The sequence below is a fragment of the Paenibacillus terreus genome, assembly GCF_042138595.1.
Taxonomy (GTDB): Bacteria; Bacillota; Bacilli; order Paenibacillales; family Paenibacillaceae; genus Paenibacillus; species Paenibacillus terreus.
The window spans coordinates 754,676-770,334 of sequence record NZ_JBHIRX010000001.1 but is presented as its reverse complement, the minus strand read 5'-3'; the positions used below and the strand labels follow the sequence as shown (position 1 = coordinate 770,334).

At 50.6% G+C, this 15,659-nt stretch carries 17 protein-coding genes and 1 pseudogene; 5 read left to right on the top strand and 13 right to left on the bottom strand.

Annotated elements, in window-relative coordinates:
- Nucleotides 1-98: 98 nt before the first annotated feature.
- The 7 genes from ACE5KN_RS03530 to ACE5KN_RS03500 all read right to left on the bottom strand — a co-directional run bounded on the left by ACE5KN_RS03530 (nt 99) and on the right by ACE5KN_RS03500 (nt 6,938).
- Nucleotides 99-698 (bottom strand): WXG100 family type VII secretion target, encoded by a 600-nt coding sequence (locus ACE5KN_RS03530; RefSeq protein WP_375525205.1) that lies wholly within the window; start codon nt 696-698, stop codon nt 99-101.
- A 175-nt stretch (nt 699-873) separates the two neighbouring features.
- Complete coding sequence (locus ACE5KN_RS03525; protein ID WP_375525204.1) at nt 874-1,953, bottom strand: site-2 protease family protein; 1,080 nt, start codon at nt 1,951-1,953, stop codon at nt 874-876.
- Between the two features lie 359 nt (nt 1,954-2,312).
- Nucleotides 2,313-3,332 (bottom strand): metal ABC transporter substrate-binding protein, encoded by a 1,020-nt coding sequence (locus tag ACE5KN_RS03520; protein WP_375525282.1) that lies wholly within the window; start codon nt 3,330-3,332, stop codon nt 2,313-2,315.
- Nucleotides 3,333-3,380: 48 nt separating this feature from the next.
- A complete protein-coding gene (locus ACE5KN_RS03515) occupies nt 3,381-4,274 on the bottom strand; it encodes a metal ABC transporter permease (RefSeq protein ID WP_375525203.1) in 894 nt (297 codons plus the stop codon).
- Nucleotides 4,220-4,927, bottom strand: a complete 708-nt coding sequence (locus tag ACE5KN_RS03510) for a metal ABC transporter ATP-binding protein (RefSeq protein ID WP_375525202.1) — start codon at nt 4,925-4,927, stop codon at nt 4,220-4,222. Before ACE5KN_RS03510 ends, ACE5KN_RS03515 begins: the two co-directional genes overlap by 55 nt.
- 205 nt (nt 4,928-5,132) lie before the next feature.
- Nucleotides 5,133-5,600: a Fur family transcriptional regulator gene (locus ACE5KN_RS03505; protein WP_375525201.1), complete on the bottom strand. Its 468-nt coding sequence runs from the start codon at nt 5,598-5,600 to the stop codon at nt 5,133-5,135.
- Nucleotides 5,601-5,732: 132 nt separating this feature from the next.
- Nucleotides 5,733-6,938: a GTP-binding protein gene (locus tag ACE5KN_RS03500; RefSeq protein ID WP_375525200.1), complete on the bottom strand. Its 1,206-nt coding sequence runs from the start codon at nt 6,936-6,938 to the stop codon at nt 5,733-5,735.
- 230 nt (nt 6,939-7,168) lie between these two features.
- Between ACE5KN_RS03500 and ACE5KN_RS03495 the strand changes: the two genes are divergently transcribed.
- Complete coding sequence (locus tag ACE5KN_RS03495; RefSeq protein ID WP_375525199.1) at nt 7,169-7,462, top strand: hypothetical protein; 294 nt, start codon at nt 7,169-7,171, stop codon at nt 7,460-7,462.
- Nucleotides 7,463-7,590: 128 nt separating this feature from the next.
- Here ACE5KN_RS03495 and ACE5KN_RS03490 read toward each other — a convergent pair whose 3' ends face one another.
- The 4 genes and pseudogenes from ACE5KN_RS03490 to ACE5KN_RS03475 form a co-directional block, all read right to left on the bottom strand.
- Nucleotides 7,591-8,289 (bottom strand): nucleotidyltransferase domain-containing protein, encoded by a 699-nt coding sequence (locus ACE5KN_RS03490; RefSeq protein ID WP_375525198.1) that lies wholly within the window; start codon nt 8,287-8,289, stop codon nt 7,591-7,593.
- A 182-nt stretch (nt 8,290-8,471) separates the two neighbouring features.
- Nucleotides 8,472-8,579, bottom strand: coding sequence for a YjcZ family sporulation protein (locus ACE5KN_RS03485; protein ID WP_375525197.1), 108 nt, complete (start codon nt 8,577-8,579; stop codon nt 8,472-8,474).
- Nucleotides 8,580-9,140: 561 nt separating this feature from the next.
- A pseudogene (locus ACE5KN_RS03480) lies at nt 9,141-9,704 on the bottom strand (RNA-guided endonuclease InsQ/TnpB family protein); the annotation flags it as partial.
- Entirely contained in the window at nt 9,647-9,856 is a 210-nt protein-coding gene (locus ACE5KN_RS03475) for a hypothetical protein (protein WP_375525196.1), read from the bottom strand. The pseudogene ACE5KN_RS03480 and the gene ACE5KN_RS03475, both read right to left, overlap by 58 nt.
- A gap of 274 nt (nt 9,857-10,130) precedes the next feature.
- Between ACE5KN_RS03475 and ACE5KN_RS03470 the strand changes: the two genes are divergently transcribed.
- A complete protein-coding gene (locus ACE5KN_RS03470; protein WP_375525195.1) occupies nt 10,131-11,132 on the top strand; it encodes a permease in 1,002 nt (333 codons plus the stop codon).
- A gap of 54 nt (nt 11,133-11,186) precedes the next feature.
- A complete protein-coding gene (locus ACE5KN_RS03465) occupies nt 11,187-12,116 on the top strand; it encodes a TIGR03943 family putative permease subunit (protein ID WP_375525194.1) in 930 nt (309 codons plus the stop codon).
- Nucleotides 12,117-12,134: 18 nt separating this feature from the next.
- Here ACE5KN_RS03465 and ACE5KN_RS03460 read toward each other — a convergent pair whose 3' ends face one another.
- Entirely contained in the window at nt 12,135-13,061 is a 927-nt protein-coding gene (locus ACE5KN_RS03460; protein ID WP_375525193.1) for a LysR family transcriptional regulator, read from the bottom strand.
- A 114-nt stretch (nt 13,062-13,175) separates the two neighbouring features.
- Here ACE5KN_RS03460 and ACE5KN_RS03455 point away from each other — a divergent pair, with 114 nt between their 5' ends.
- Together ACE5KN_RS03455 and ACE5KN_RS03450 are read left to right on the top strand one after the other, a co-directional pair.
- Nucleotides 13,176-14,498 (top strand): APC family permease, encoded by a 1,323-nt coding sequence (locus ACE5KN_RS03455; RefSeq protein ID WP_375525192.1) that lies wholly within the window; start codon nt 13,176-13,178, stop codon nt 14,496-14,498.
- Nucleotides 14,499-14,620: 122 nt separating this feature from the next.
- Complete coding sequence (locus ACE5KN_RS03450; protein ID WP_375525191.1) at nt 14,621-15,052, top strand: DUF4395 domain-containing protein; 432 nt, start codon at nt 14,621-14,623, stop codon at nt 15,050-15,052.
- 123 nt (nt 15,053-15,175) lie between these two features.
- On the opposite strand, the gene ACE5KN_RS03445 is transcribed toward ACE5KN_RS03450, so the two are convergent.
- Nucleotides 15,176-15,490: an MGMT family protein gene (locus ACE5KN_RS03445; RefSeq protein ID WP_375525190.1), complete on the bottom strand. Its 315-nt coding sequence runs from the start codon at nt 15,488-15,490 to the stop codon at nt 15,176-15,178.
- Nucleotides 15,491-15,659: the final 169 nt, after the last annotated feature.

Genomic DNA, 15,659 nt, shown 5'->3' with positions numbered 1-15,659 from the left:
CTCGTGCCAAAATAATTCTTCGGCTTAATTGTTGAGGCAATTGTGCCGCCGACGACCAGCCCTGCTGTTCCTAGTATATTTGCCCAGTGCTCGGTTGATCAGGCGTTTTTGGGAAAGATCGTTTCGCGGATCGTACGTGAACGCCGAGGGTGGCCGTTCGCGAAATCCTCCGGGGAATCCAGCCATTTATCCGCCCGGTCCTCATATCCCTGCCACATCCCCTTTGGAATACCAAATGTCCAGTAATCCAGAAAAGCACCCACCGAATCATACCGTTTTTCATATCTCTCATTGGCTGAGGCCATAAAGTTGCTCCCCAGCTCCTTCAAGCTGTCGGCCGATTTTTCCAAGGCATTGCGTGTATCCACCGTTGGCGCAGCGCAGGAATTGGGCGGAGGCGCCATACATGCCGGGTCAATTCCCCCAGACACCGCTTCGTCCGCCAGTCTGAATTTCTCCGCATGATTCCGCAGCTCGCGGGAAATGGAATCCGTCAGCTCTATTGCTGCCTCCATGCTGCCGCGCGCCGTCACAAAATCGGAATAAAAACGCTGCTTTGTTGTTCCATCCCAGAGTGCCTCCATCATTGAAACTTGAAGCGTTAGTGTTCCGTTCATCCGGGCAATCTCCTGGCGAGCCTGCTCAAACTGCCTGGAAGCTGCCTCCAACTGCTCCGGTGTTACCAGAATCGTTGTCATTCCATCGTCCACCTGTCTATCGTGATCCTCTCATTTTAACACGTTCCCACAATATGGATAATAAGTCCAACATACCAACTAATGGCAGGCTATTTGGCATCAATAGTCCCAGTTTCCCTTTGTTATAGGCAGTAAAAAAGCAGCAGAACCACCATCAGGCCGCTGCTGCTTATATTTACAACGTCACATTTCCCACCTGGTGAACCAGATACATCATGACACCAAGAAATGAAGCCAGCCCCACATAACCGGCACCGAATTTCAGCCGTGACGCCATGGGCACTTCATAATAGGTGTCATTTTCCAACACGATATAATCTACGGCTACATGGATTCTTAAATGAAGACCATTCTCCGCCTCCAGATGCTCGATTTTATATACATGAACCCTTTCCACAATCCCTTGTCTGGGCAGCGCAACCGTGCCTTCAAAATCCATGCTATCCCACATTACTTTGACGTACTGCCGGCCTTCACGGTCACTATATGTAGTATAGGGAAGCTCCCGCCGGTGTTCCGGTCCGGGAATCAGCATCCCCTGCTCCTGCAAATGCCCGACCGGGAACAGGAAGCTGTCGGTTTCGGTTTCACTTTGCTGATTTGAACGGCGCAGGATGTATTTTTTGAACAAATCAAAGGCGAACATACACCAAATGATAATAAAGACAAAGGATTTCAAATATATGATGACCACCAGTCCCCCCACCAGACCTGCGATCCACAACCAGCGGGTGACCGCAGTGGCAATCCGTCCGCCGTCCAGCGGGTGAATGGGGAGCAGGTTGATCAGGTTGAGAAAAAAGCCAACATAGGATAATGCAAATAACAGCGGGCTATCCGTTATGCAGGCAGCACCGAATACAGCCACCGCTCCGACCGTTCCCAGCAGCGGTCCCCCAAATGCCATATAAGCTTCTGTAACCGCGTCCTGCGGATGCTTCTTCAACGCAATCAAAGCGCCGACGAACGGAATAAAAACCGGAGCGCTGACCGGCAGCCCTTTCCGCTTCGCGGCGATCACATGACCCAGCTCATGAACAAACAACAGCAGGACAAATCCGAGTGCGAACGTCCATGGATAGATCAGGGCATACGCCCAGATAGATGCCGCCATGGAAAGGAGCGCACCGCCGAATTTCCCCAGCTTCAGAAGCGCCAACAAGGATTTGCCTTTGGCCAGAAGAAGCACAATAACTGCTCCCCAGGACCAAAGGGACGAAGATTTCTTGCTTTCCTCCTGTTTCAGTACCCTCACAATCCTTCCTCAAGTTTACTTACATGTTATGCCCCGGTTCCAAGCATTTACACCTTGATTTTGTACAGATTGCATCCAAGGCATAGTCGTAATACGCACAGCCCCGTCGCTTCCAGCCAGTTTCACGCATTCACCATGATCACTCCTCAATTAGGGTTACACTCTACTATTTTACAGGCAATTGCCCTATAAGAAAAACATTTATCGATGCAATTCACAGAAGACAGTCCGCGTTTAGCAGTAGTTTTTCTTGCGATTCCAGGAGGCTTATACCAAGAAGTTTATACTTTCCAGAATCTTAAGAAAACTCGGTAAAGGAAAAAAGCCGCCGTTGCAGTCACGGCGACTTCAAATCCTTCTTATTCGTTTAGTGCTGTAGTGAGAGCCTTGAGATTCTCCTGCATCACAGTGATATAATCACGATTATTCTTGATATCGTCCTCGGTCAACCCTTCCAGCGGATTCAGCACAGCGGTCTTCGCACCAATCTCGGAAGCAATGGTTTGTGCAACCTTCGGATCAACCAGCGTTTCGAAGAAAATCGTTTTCACCTGGTGTTGCTTCGCAAATTGCACAATCCGGGCCATCTGGTCCGGAGAAGGCTCCTGCTCGGGAGAAAGTCCTGAAATCGGCACCTGGGTCAGGCCATACTCTTGGGCCAGGTAAGCAAATGCGGCATGCTGGGTGACCAGCTCCTTGTTCTTGACGTTGGCGAGGCTGCTTCTATAAGCTGTGTCCAGCTCCTTGAGCTTGGCGATATAAGCATTCGCATTGGCTTCATAATCAGCCTTGTTGGCAGGGTCAGCTTTGATCAGCGCCGTCTCGATGGCTTTAACTTCCTTCTGGGCAAGCGCCGGGCTCAGCCATACATGAGGGTCCAGCGCGTAATCATGGGAATGGCCGTCACCTTCCTCATGCGCATGTTCCGCTGTTTCAGCGGCATGATCATGGTCTTCACCCTCATGCTCATCTTCTGTTCCTTCAGCAAGCTCAATACCGCTGGAAGCTTCCACGACAACACGTTTATCGTTATTCGTGCTGGCCAGCGCGTCCTCCACCCAGGTTTCCACGATGCCGTTGTAAACAAATACGTCCGCATTCTCAATCTGCGCCATATCCTTGGCGCTCGGCTCCCAATCGTGAGGCTCCGTGCCGGTGGGCACCAATGCCGTTACATTGGCATGATCCCCGGCCACTTGTCTGCTGAACTCGTACATCGGATAAAATGTCGTGACAATGTTCAGCTTGCCTCCGTCCGCTCCTGTCCCCGCCTCATTGCCGGAGCCGGAGGTCGTGCTGCCCGCATCCGATCCGCAGCCTGCCAATACCAGCGCAAGGCCCGCACTGACCAGCCATGATTTTGCAAACAACCTGTTCAAAGCTCTCTCTCCCATCTATATCGTTCTCCCTCGGCAGAGCAGTTCCCATTACTGCTCAGGCACATCTTTGGTGAAATTTGTAACATGTTCATGGATTTTGGCCTGGTCGTCAGGATTGCCGGCCGATCTGAGCTTCGCCAGCTTCAGCACCAGCCGCTTGATGCCTGTTCCCAAAATGAGCAGCAGCAGCAGGGCGAAGGCAATTGTGCCCCCAGGTGGTGTGCTGAATTCATAGGATGCGGTCAAGCCTGTGAAGACGCCGATCAGGCCGATGCCCATCGCCAGGAAGATCGCTGTCGTGAAACTGGGGGCTATCCGTATAGCCAATGCCGCCGGCAGCACGATCAACGAGGATACGAGCAGCACACCAACAATCGGCATGGCGGCTGCGACAACCATCCCAGTCAAAATGCTGAAGCCAAACGAAATCCAGTTGACCGGCAGTCCGTTCGTTTTTGCCGTTTCTTCATCAAATGTAATCTGATACAGCGGCCGTCTGAAGAGAATGAAGAATACCGCGGCCACCGCGGCTACAAAAAACATCAACTTAAGCTCTGTTGTGTTAACAGCTACAACCGATCCGAATAAATAGGATGTAAAGCTTTTGTTCACGCTCTGGTTAAGGCTCATCAGAATAACGGCCGTGGAAAGTCCGCCTACCATAATAATAGCGACGGATATTTCGCTGTACGTTTTATAGGAGCGTCTTACGTATTCCACGATAACCGCCCCCAGAACCGCAACCGCAAAACCGCTCAAGGTTGGATTCAGCTTCAGGTAAGCTCCTGCTGCCACACCGGCCAGGGAGACGTGGGACAGCATATCCGCCATCAGCGCCTGCCTGCGCAGCATCAGGTAGACACCAAGCACCGACGCCAGCAGCGCGATTATCCCACCGGCATAAAATGCCCGCTGCATGAAGTCGTAGTGCAGCATTTCCATCCGCCCTCCTCCTTTCTTTGCAGCTCAATGATGCGGTCCAGATAACCCTCTACCTCCGAAAGTCCGTGGGTCACCATGACGATGGTTCTGCCATGCACTTTTACCTGATGATGCATCAGTTCATAAAAGCCCTGGCGGCTTTGTTGGTCCATCCCTGTTGTCGGTTCATCCAGAACCAGCAGATCCGGCTCCTGGGCGAGCGCCCGTGCAATACAGATGCGCTGCTTCTGCCCTCCGGACAGCTCACCGATTCTGCGGTGTCTCAAGTTCCACATGCCAACCTGCCGCAAGGCCTTCTCTGTCTCTCTATGATCCTCTTCCGTCATTCTCCGCAGCCAGGAGCCCTTTGTATACCGGCCTGAACGGACAAATTCCATCACCGTGCTGGGAAATCCTCCGTTAAAGGCTGCGATCTGCTGTGACACATATCCAATGACAAGCTTCTTGCCCTCCGCGTTGACCGGAGAACGGAATACCTTGCCCTTCCAGGGCTGCAGCAGTCCGAGAAGCAGCTTCAGCAGCGTTGATTTGGACGCTCCGTTCGGTCCGGTGATGGCAACAAACTCGCCGGAATATATTTCAACACTTGCATCTTCAAGTCCGGGAACATCGTTATAACCAAACACGACATTCTGTAACGATGCCAAAAGCATGCCCATTCGCTTCCTTTCCAATCTTCCATTCTTTATCTATAAAACCGGAGCCACTACTGTAAATATTACGATCAATACACAAAAAAATAATGACTATCCGGTTAAATGTAATTTTTACGTACGAGTCAGTTTATCACCACTGTATGCACTGCGTCAACCAATTTATAAATCCCGGCAAAAAAAGAAGCCGGTCACCACAGCTTCTTTACGACTTGGCCGTTTGATTCTGGCATTCTTCGCAGACACCGTACACCTCGAACCTGTGGTTCATAATTTTGAAGGAGCCCGGCAGGTGAAGCGACTGCTCCATGGGACAGTAATCAAAGGTAAGCGTCTTTTCACAGTTGACACAAATCAGGTGATGGTGGTGATGCTCTGTGCAGCTCGCACGGAACTTCAAACCGCCATCCATAAAATAAAACTGCTCCAAAGCACCCATTTCGCTCAATAAACGCAAATTGCGGTATACGGTATCAAAGCTCACGTTTGGATATTTGACAGTCATCTGATCATAAACATCCTTGGGGGACAAATAACCGTCAGCCTTTGCAAAAATTTCGGCAAGCTTCTTCCGCTGTTCGGTGATGCGCCAGCCGTGCCGTGTCATTATATCAATTATATCCTGAACCATGGCTTCATGGCTTTGATTATGCTCGTGCTTGTGCTCTGTCATGGCATATCGTCCCTTCCCTCATGCTGAAGCTGTAAGTTGCCAGCTCCAGCGGCTTATGACGATATTTATTTTAACAGTAATTTTTACTTTTTGCCATCCCTTGCCCCCACACTCTGGGAGGCCCTTCCCCTGTTAGGCTCCAAATGCTTCGCGCGGCAGCCACGGCAAGGGATTGTCAAAGGATGCCCAATTCATAGCCATTTCCTCCTCACTTAACAAGCAGGCGTCCAAATTTTGCTCGATGGCTTCGCGGTCCATAGCGATCCCGATCATCACAAATTCATTCAATCTGTCTCCCCACTTCTCATCCCATGCCTGCCTTGCCTCGGGATGGCTGCGCAAGATCTCTTCCCGCTCTTCCCTTGGAAAAGCCGCGAGCCAGGCTCCGGCAGGCCCGAATTGAATGGACGGTCCGGCCTGGCTGAAGCTGGCCGCCCAGTCCTGCTCGACTGCAATCCACATCTGTCCTTTGGCGCGCACAACTTCTGCCGGCCATTCCCCGAGATACTCGGCCAGACGTCCCGGATGGAAAGGCCTTCTCCGGCGGTACACAAACGAGCTGATGCCATATTCATCGGTTTCAGGAGTATGACTTTCCTTATTCAGTTCCTGAATCCAACCCGCTGACATGCTGGCCCGTTCAAAGTCGAACAGTCCGGTATTCAGGATTTCCGAGGGATCAACTTGCCCATTGACGGTGCGAATGATTTTGGCGGATGGCTGCAGCTTGCGGATGATTCCTTCCAGCTTGTTCAGCTCCTCCTCTTCCACCAGATCGCATTTGTTAAGGAGCAGCACGTCACAGGTCTCAATCTGGTCCAGCAGCAAATCAACGACATCCCTTGTATCTTCCGCACCGGTTGACTCACCCCGCTGCAAAAGACTTTCCCCGGATGCAAAATCATGCCAGAACCGATATGCATCAACGACCGTGACCATGCAATCCAGCCTGACCACCTCCGGCAGGTTGATGCTCAAGCTTTCATCAGCATATGTAAAGGTTTGGGCAACCGGTACCGGTTCAGATATTCCTGTTGATTCAATCAGGATATAATCGAATTTCCCTTCCTGCACAAGCTTGTTTACCTCCAGCAGCAAATCCTCGCGAAGCGTGCAGCAAATGCAGCCGTTGGAGAGCTCCACCAGCTTCTCCTCGGTACGGTACAGATTTGTTCCCCCATTGACCAGCCGGGCGTCGATGTTCAGCTCGCTCATATCGTTTACGATGACCGCAACCTTCATGCCTTCCCGGTTGTTCAGCACATGATTCAATACCGTCGTTTTTCCCGAGCCCAAATAACCGCTTAGAACGGTGACAGGCACCTTTTTGTGATCCATAATCACTTCTCCTTCGATTTATTTGTAATTATTACGATTAATATAAATGCCTTTACTCCACTTGTCAACCATTATTCAATCTTCGCTGCATAGTTCTACTAAACGGGAAATACGTCCATTTGCTTGTTTCTGGGGCAACATACAGGCATCTGGTGGATACAATCCATAGAATATACCGTTACCTGATAAACAACCGAGGAAGTAACGATTCAATAACGGAGGTGACTTACATGTCAAAAGCGGCACGCAAAAACGACGTCCGCAAGCTAGTCGGCAAGCAAGTCTATGCCCTGAGAAAAGACGGAACTGTCGTGCAAGGCAAACTTGTACGAATCAGCGGCAATAAAATCTACGTAGCCAATAAAGATAAAAAAGTGAAAACCTCAGCCATCGCACCACTTGTGCTTTTCGATCTTCTTGCCATTGGCACCGCGCCTTATGCCTTTGGCGGATACGGACCTTACGGTTATGGTGGCGGGTACGCACCTTACGGCTACGGTGGCTATCCGGGGTATTACTGGTAAACTCGTTCTTTTTATCCTGCTGGTCATTATCACTCGCTCGGTATGGTACTAATCCTTATCGCGCACAACCCCAAGAAGGTCCCTGCAATCGGGGACTTTCTTGGGGTATTGTGCCTGTTTCCGCCGGATTATTCTTCATAACCTTCAAGCAAGGGACCGCCATACGGCTCAAGCCATTGCAGACTGAGATCAATGAGCTGCTCCATGGAATCATTCCGGTATAACTCCGCAAGGGCTGCCTCAAGGGCTGCTGCCTTTTCCGGGTCAAATCCCCTCAAATTGCGTATTAAATGCTTACCTTCCCCGATCCATTGATTGTTCGCTCTGAGCATCAGCTTGCACAATGCTTCGTTCAGCCTGCTCACCACAAACCAGGTTTCACAGCGCTGCGCGCTGCCTTTCAAGTCCTGAATATGCTCCGTAATTTCATACCTGGCCTGATCCAGCTCATAAATCCCCCAGGGCATTGGCCCGTATGCCAGGTCGGCACGGGCTTCCTCCAGGATATCAAGCCCGTCGTCATCGGCACGGATGACCTCCCCTTCCGCAATGATCCGCTGCAGTGTCGGATTTCCTTCATGGATTCCCACGTCAAAAAGCTCACGATAGGACGAGGAATTGAGCATAAACAGCTCTGTAACCCATCCGGAGGCTATAACGGTTCTCCGAAAAGGCAGCTCCTGGGTATCGTCATAGATGACAATGTCCAGATCCGAGTAAATTGTGGCCTGATCCCCCGTCACGCTTCCTCCCAGCACAGCAAGCGAGCAGCCGGGGAAATCCTGTTGAACGAGACACTTGGCCGCCTCGAACGCATCCTTTCGCATAAACTTCACCTCTCTTCGTAATAAAGCTTATTAACGATCTATAAATCCTTATATCGCTCAGTATATTCATAAGTATTTATTCGTTGCATGACCACACCGGAAACAAAAAAGCCCCGGAAAACCGGGAGCTTCTGCAAAGAGACATGAAATTGAATAATGCCATCCTGCGCAAACCGAAATCATTAATAGATAAAGAAGGTACGGGTGATGATTACAAGCAAGATGAACAGTACAAGTATTACACCAGTGGAAGTGAAATGATGATGGAAAGCTCCTTTCACGCAGCTCATTTTACCACCTCCTTTGCAGGATATAAGCTGAAAAAGTTTTCTCTGCAAGGTGTACTCTGTTTCTCAGAATACTATATGACCCAAATACCTTTAATGTATGGACGAATACCCCGTTCACGTAAAATTCGTGTTCTGCAACGCCCAAATGTTATAAGATAAGCAAAACAAGTATCAGCAGCAAAAATAAGATCAGTATGATCAAGGGCTGCCGAAAAAGCGTCTCCAAGCGCCAATTCTCCAGATCCACGCACATCCCTCCCGCCCAAATTGGTTTTGCCCCTAGCCAAAAACAGTATATTCCCCAAGACAGGAAAAAGCGCTCAATTTGCGGGGGCTATTGGAGGGTGTCTGAAAATGTATTATGTTTGTTCCCCATCATTAACGGCAGTCAACAACTCATGACTTAAGTCACGAGCTTGTCTCTGCCTACTTCGTAGACAGTGCTTGCGCTTCGCACAAGCCTTTTAGACTTATTCCTAACCGGTAGTGCAAACGCACACAATGCTCCTACCTTAGCGTGTTGGAACATCAGGACGGCTGACCTCGCCCCTACAACAAGAGTTATACTCCTGCTGTAACTGTACCGATGTACTCGATTCCTTTGCGATACAGGTTCATGGCACCAATTCGGTCATCGTTCGAGCGATAGTGACAGGCTCGGCATTCAAAAGTATGCGTCTTTTTGTTTCGATTGGCTCGTTCGATATGCCCACACTTTGGGCAGGTTTGAGAAGTATATTTAGGGTCTAATGCAATGACTCGCTGTCCGTTCAGTTCAGCCTTGTACTCCAACATTTCACGGAATTGGTGAAATGCCCAGGAAACCGACACATATCGATGACGAACACATACTTTTTCAGTTGCCGAACGAACATGCTTTAAATTTTCGATCACAAACAGCGTGCCTTTCGGATACGTTCCAACGAGTGCCTTGGTTACCTGATGATTAACATCCGTAACATAACGGTTTTCTCTTGAACCGATTTCCTTGAGTCGTTTACGAGCCGATGGGGTTTGTCTCATTTGAAGCTGCTTGCGTAAGACTTTATACTGGCCTCGTTTGTGTTTCACGGTTCGTCCAGGATAAAATATCGTCCGGCTTTGACTGTCGTAGGTGGTGGCGAGCTTAATGCTTTCGTTTGAAATACAATGACTGAAAGATAGTTACATGCTTCCCGATAGGCATGGATGGTCTTGGTGAGCATTTCCGTATGTTCATGCGGGACATCGATTTGGATTTTGCTGTAATGGTGGGTATCGGATTCACCTCTTTTCACTGCATTCAATATAGCACACTATGTTAAATTCTCATGACGAAAGGAGGAAGCATGGACATTCGGCTTTCGAGCTACCGATGGAGCCCTTATGCCGAGCGCAATTCCTCACACGACTAAAGTCGCTTGTGTCCATGCGCGGTTATGAAAAAAGGGTCGCTGGAGAATGGATGAATGCCCGTAAGGCATACGTTTTTTTCGCTGTCAGGCAGTTATTCTGTTCTGAGGAAGACAAGCATACAATGTTTCCAAGATCACATTCCAAAGGAGACGGAAGATGCCGAAAACAATGCTCCTCAAACTGCTGCCCTTGTTCCTTTCCTCTGCCTTTGCTATTCCTGTCATCATTATCCTCAGCCCGCATTGGCTGTCCATGTTTAAATCCAGTTCACTCCAGCATATCAAAACGATTTTCATGGGCCTTTTTCTGGAGGCGCTGCCCTTTATGCTGGCTGGTGTATTGTTGTCCTCGCTGGTGCTGTTGTTTGTGTCCGAGGAATGGGTGCGCCGCGTGATCCCCTCCAATCCATTGGCTGGCGTTCTGTTTGCCGTCCTGCTCGGCATTCTGCTTCCCATTTGTGAATGCGGGCTTATACCAGTTGTACGACGCCTGATGCTGAAGGGGATGCCTGCGTATATTGCCGTCGCCTTTATTCTTAGCGGACCGATTATTAATCCTATTGTCGTTGCCGCCACTATGGCGGCTTTTCCGGGGCATCCCAGTATTGTCGCAGCCCGGTTCGGACTTGCCTTCATAGTAGCGGTGATAACAGGGCTCTTTGTATATGTTTTTGTCAAAAATGACCCGCTTAAGCGCTCCTTGCTGCACTTTTCAACTCAGGCGCCTGACGAATGCAATCATCATCATCATAAGCGAACCTGGAAAAGCTTTTTTGTCCACTCCGGAGATGAACTGATCGATATGGGAAAATATCTGATTATCGGCTGTTTGCTGACAGCGGCCATCCAAACCTTCATCAGCCGTGACGATCTGCTGGCCATGGGCAGCGGACCGGTGCTTTCTTATGCTTTTATGATGAGCTTTGCCTATGTGCTTTCCCTCTGTTCGACTTCCGACGCCTTTGTCGCTTCGGCGTTTGTCCATTCCTTTTCGACCGGACCGCTCGTGTCCTTTCTGGTGCTCGGTCCCATGCTCGACTTCAAAGGCACCCTAATGATGTTGAGCACGTTCCGTTTGCCCTTTGTCATCGGGATTGGAGGGCTTATCATACTGCTTGTTTTTACGGGCTCCGTCGCCGTGAACTGGATTGTTCAGTAATAAGCACCTATGGAATCAGCCAAATGGATTTCAGAAAATGGAGGCGAACAAACGATGAACTCTTCCATCTCCGTTCGATTGCACTATTTGCTGCGGGCGCTGCTGATTGCCGGCCTGGCTGTCTACATCATGCATCTGAACCGGGCGGATGCGCTCCATTATTATCTTGCACCACGTATGCAGATTCTGCTGCTGTTCTGTCCCGTTCCATTACTGTTTATAGCCCTCGGGATGGGAATCCATGGGGCAGGCGGCCGCACCGAAGAGCTGTGCGACTGTGAGCATCCCCTTCCGGATACTTTTTACAAAAAGATCTTTGTTTACGGACTCTTTGTCCTGCCTCTTCTGCTCGGCGGCTTACTGCCGGATATAGCGCTGGGAAGCGAAATGGCCACGAAGAAGGGCATGTCTTACTCACTCCCAGTCCAGGATCTCCGCCGCAAGGAAGAGGTTGGCTCCGGGGGACTGCAGCAAGAAGCAAAAGCGGAGAACGAAAAAGAAGCGGCCTTAAAGTCGCTTGATGAAAGGTTTAAGGCACCGGATGAATACAATGAGGAGTTTGCCGAGCTCGCCAAGCGTTTATATTTGGAGCCGAAAATTATCGTTCAGGATAAAATTTTTTCTGAAACGATCGGGGCTATTGATCTATATAAGCATGAGTTTGAAGGGAAACCCATCTCCATTACAGGGTTTGTGTATAAGAATCAGGAAATGGGGAACGGGCAGCTCTTTGCCATCGGGCGATTCCTCGTGATGTGCTGCCCTGCGGATGCCACCCCGTTCGGTATGATGGTTGAGGCGGAGCATGCCCTAAACCTGGCCAAGGACTCCTGGGTCAAGGTGGAAGGAATACTGCATGTGTCGGCGGATGAAGATGTGGGGAGGCTGGAAATCCAGGCCGCCAAAATCACGCCTATAGCAGAACCCGCAACGCCTTATATTTACACACAATCGGATGCTCTGGCCATATATGACCAGTTGTAAACATCCTTCCTCATTCTCCTATAGACTGGAATCAATTGCTGGTGCAGGCTTTTGCCGCCATTCCGCAGCATGCTTCGATACGATCCGCAGCATCTCGCTCAAAGCAGGAGACTGCCACTTTTTTGTATGATATACAACCTGTGTCGAGACACGCTGCAGGCTGTCGTCCCAGTTCAGCCTCAGCAGCTTGCCCTCTTTGAGTTCATTCTGTACGGTAACGAGCGGCAATAACGACAGGCCAAGCCCTGTCATAACACATTGCTTGATGGCCTCAATGTTCCAGAATTCAAGACTGGGATCCGGGAAAATTCCGCAGCGGTTCAAATGCTGTTCAAACAGGGCCCTGTATGTGCAGCCGGCTTCGGTATGCAGAATCGTTTCCTGTCTGAGATGCTCGGGCTCCACATGTTCCAGCCCTGCAAGCGGGTGACCCGGCGGAGCGATCAACGCCATCTCCTCTTCGACCAGCAGCTCGGTATGGAGCTCCTTATCCTCTGCTTCCGGGTGCAGCAAAAAGGCCAAATCCAGCTGTCCCGACCGGACCTGATCCTTCAGCTCCCAGCATAAGCCGGGTTTCAGCGTGATTTTTACATTAGGATAACGTTCACGGTATTCCCGCAGCACAGCAGGCAGACGGTACACGGCCAGCGATTCCGGCGCACCGATCATCAGCGTGCCGCCCATTTCTGTAACCGAATGGACAGCGTCTTTGGCCAATGCATGCATTTTGGCAATTTCCTGGGCATAAGGCAGAAGCTTTCTCCCTGCATCCGTCAGCACAATTTTCTTGCCAATTCTGTCAAACAGCGGTGTGCCAAGCTCCGTTTCAAGCGCCTGAATCTGCGCCGTTATGCTGGATTGCGCATAATCGAGCCGCTGGGCGGCACGCGTAAAGCCCCCCTCTTCCACAACGACAAGGAATGTAAATAAATGGCGGGATTCCATAGCTCCTCCTCTTCCATCGATATTATCGATGCAAATGATTTCATAATTCCGTTTTTCCGATGAACCTATTATCTGTTAAGCTGGATTCAAATTCAAGGAAAGAGGAAAGACGTTATGGAATCCAACACATCTCAACAACAGCTGAAAAAAACAATCGGAACACCTCAGGCCGTAGCGCTGTATATCGGAGCCGTCATTGGCTCAGGCGTGCTGATCGTACCCGGGCTCGCGGCAGAAATGGCCGGTCCCGCCTCGCTGCTGGCCTGGGGGTTTATGACCCTGCTTATTTTGCCGATGGCCCTTTCCATGGGGCTGCTCTCGGCCAAATATCCTAACGCAGGCGGTGTTTCCCATTTTGTCACTCTTGCTTTCGGGCCCCGTGCCGGGGCGGTTGTCGGATGGTTCTTTCTGATGTCCGTGCCAATCGGTGCCCCTGTCGCCGCTCTTACCGGCGCCGGTTATTTGACCGCCGCGCTGGGCTGGGGCGAGCATGCGCGTATCGTCATTGCCTCCCTGATCCTGGTCTGCGGTTTGCTGGTCAACTGGTTCGGAATGAAGCTTGCCGGCAGTATTCAAATTGCCGTCGTCATCGCCATTGCAGCCGTGCTTTTATTCGCGTTTGCCGTCTCTGTGCCGCAAATAGAGGCCGTGCATTTTACCCCCTTCATGCCGCATGGCTGGCTCAGCATCGGGCAGGCGGCAGCCATTTTGTTTTGGTGTTTTATCGGGTGGGAAGCTGTGTCTCATATGTCGGAGGAATTTAAAAATCCGCAGCGGGCTGCTGTAAGAGGGGTAATGATCGCTGCAGCCATCGTCGGTCTCCTTTACTTCCTGTCCGCGCTGGCTGTCGTTGGCACGGGAAGTTATCTTGCGGGCGCCGACACGGCGCTGGTTCATCTGATCAGCGCCCCCCTTGGACACCTGGGGGCCTTGATCGTTGGGGTTGTGGGTATTTTTATCTGTACAGCCACCATTATCGCTTATGCCGGCGCCGCTTCACGCGTGGCATACGCATTGGCGCGCGAAGGGCATGCTCCGGCATGGATGAGCCGGGTGTCCGGTACTTACCATTCTCCTGTGGGCGGGCTGCTCTTTCTTGGTGCTTCATTTGTCGTAATCATGACGCTGTACGGAACCCGGCTGGTTTCGCTGACAACACTGATACAGCTGCCGAATGCCGCCTTTATTCTGACTTATCTGTGCGGCTGCGCGGCGGGAATCCGTCTGCTGAAGGCAGAGCGGCGCGCGCTCGTTGTAAGCTGGATTTCTTTTATAAGCACGGCCGTGGTCTTTCCGTTTACGGGCTGGGCGATGCTCTACCCTTGCGCCATTCTCGTCGCTTGCTGGGCTGCAGGCCTGCTGAGACAGGAAAAAAGCGGGCGCATTTGCAACAGAGCTCCGCTGTCCGATCAGCCTCCGGTCGGCAAAAAAGCTTAAGCTGAGTGCTCGTTCTTTCACACGAGCATTTTGCAGACACTCCTGTAAAATTTCTCGATTAAGTTGCCTAAGTCAGATATAATTATTTGTAATTCATACCACAATAAAAAGGGGGATCTATAATGGACAACGCTGCCCAGTCCATTCCCAGGCCGCTCGTCAGAACCAATCAGTGGGTGATCGTTCTGTCGGTCATTTTCACATGGCTTACCGGCTTTTACTGGTTCCTGGCTATTCCCCTCGCCGCGGGTCTGCTTGGTCTGCTGATCGGCTTTAATCCCGTCATGCGCCTGGCCAAGCTTTTCCTGAGAAAAAAGCCTTCCGAGTATCTGCAGGAGGATAAGGGCCAGCAAAATTTCAACCAGACGCTTGCCGTAAGCTTTCTGCTGCTTGCATTGATCGGCTATGTGCTGCAGTGGCATGCATTTGCTTACATTTTTTCCGCCATGGTCTGCATCGCAGCTTTTGTGGCGATCCTTGGTTTCTGTGTCGGCTGCTTCATTCATTTTCAATGGTCACAGTACCGCCATCGAAGAAACAAACGGCGTGTCTGACGCAGCAATAACACCAAACTCAAGTGATGCCCATAATATTCCTATGCTTTTTTTCTAACGCCGTTGAAGGAATTGAGGATTGGGAATCATCGCAAGAAAATTCAGCATCACCCTAATGGCATTTTAATCGGCATTAGGGTGATGCTGAAATGTTTTCAGATCAATTCTGCGGTTGCCCAGCAGTTCAACTCCTTCAGACTGCAGAAACAGGCATTGCAGTTCAGCCGATTCGTCATCCAGGACCGCTATTTCGCCCTTGGCATTGACCACACGATGCCATGGCAATTGATATTTCCGGCTCATGGAATGAAGAATCCGGACAACCTGTCTCGCGGCACGGCTGCTCCCCGCTTCTCTGGCGATTTGTCCGTATGTCATCACTTTTCCTTCCGGAATCTGTTGGATCACTTCAATGACCCGGGCTGTAAATGGTGTCAAACCTGAAATCCTCCCGTCCAAAATAAGCAAAGTAATAGCGGATATGTATATCCTAAAGAGAATTCGGCAGGGGATCAAGCCAAGCGTACTGCAAGACAATTCCTAACGGACCACAGCGCCGTTATTTTGCGAAATCAACAGCTTTCAGTGTTGTAACGGACACCACAAA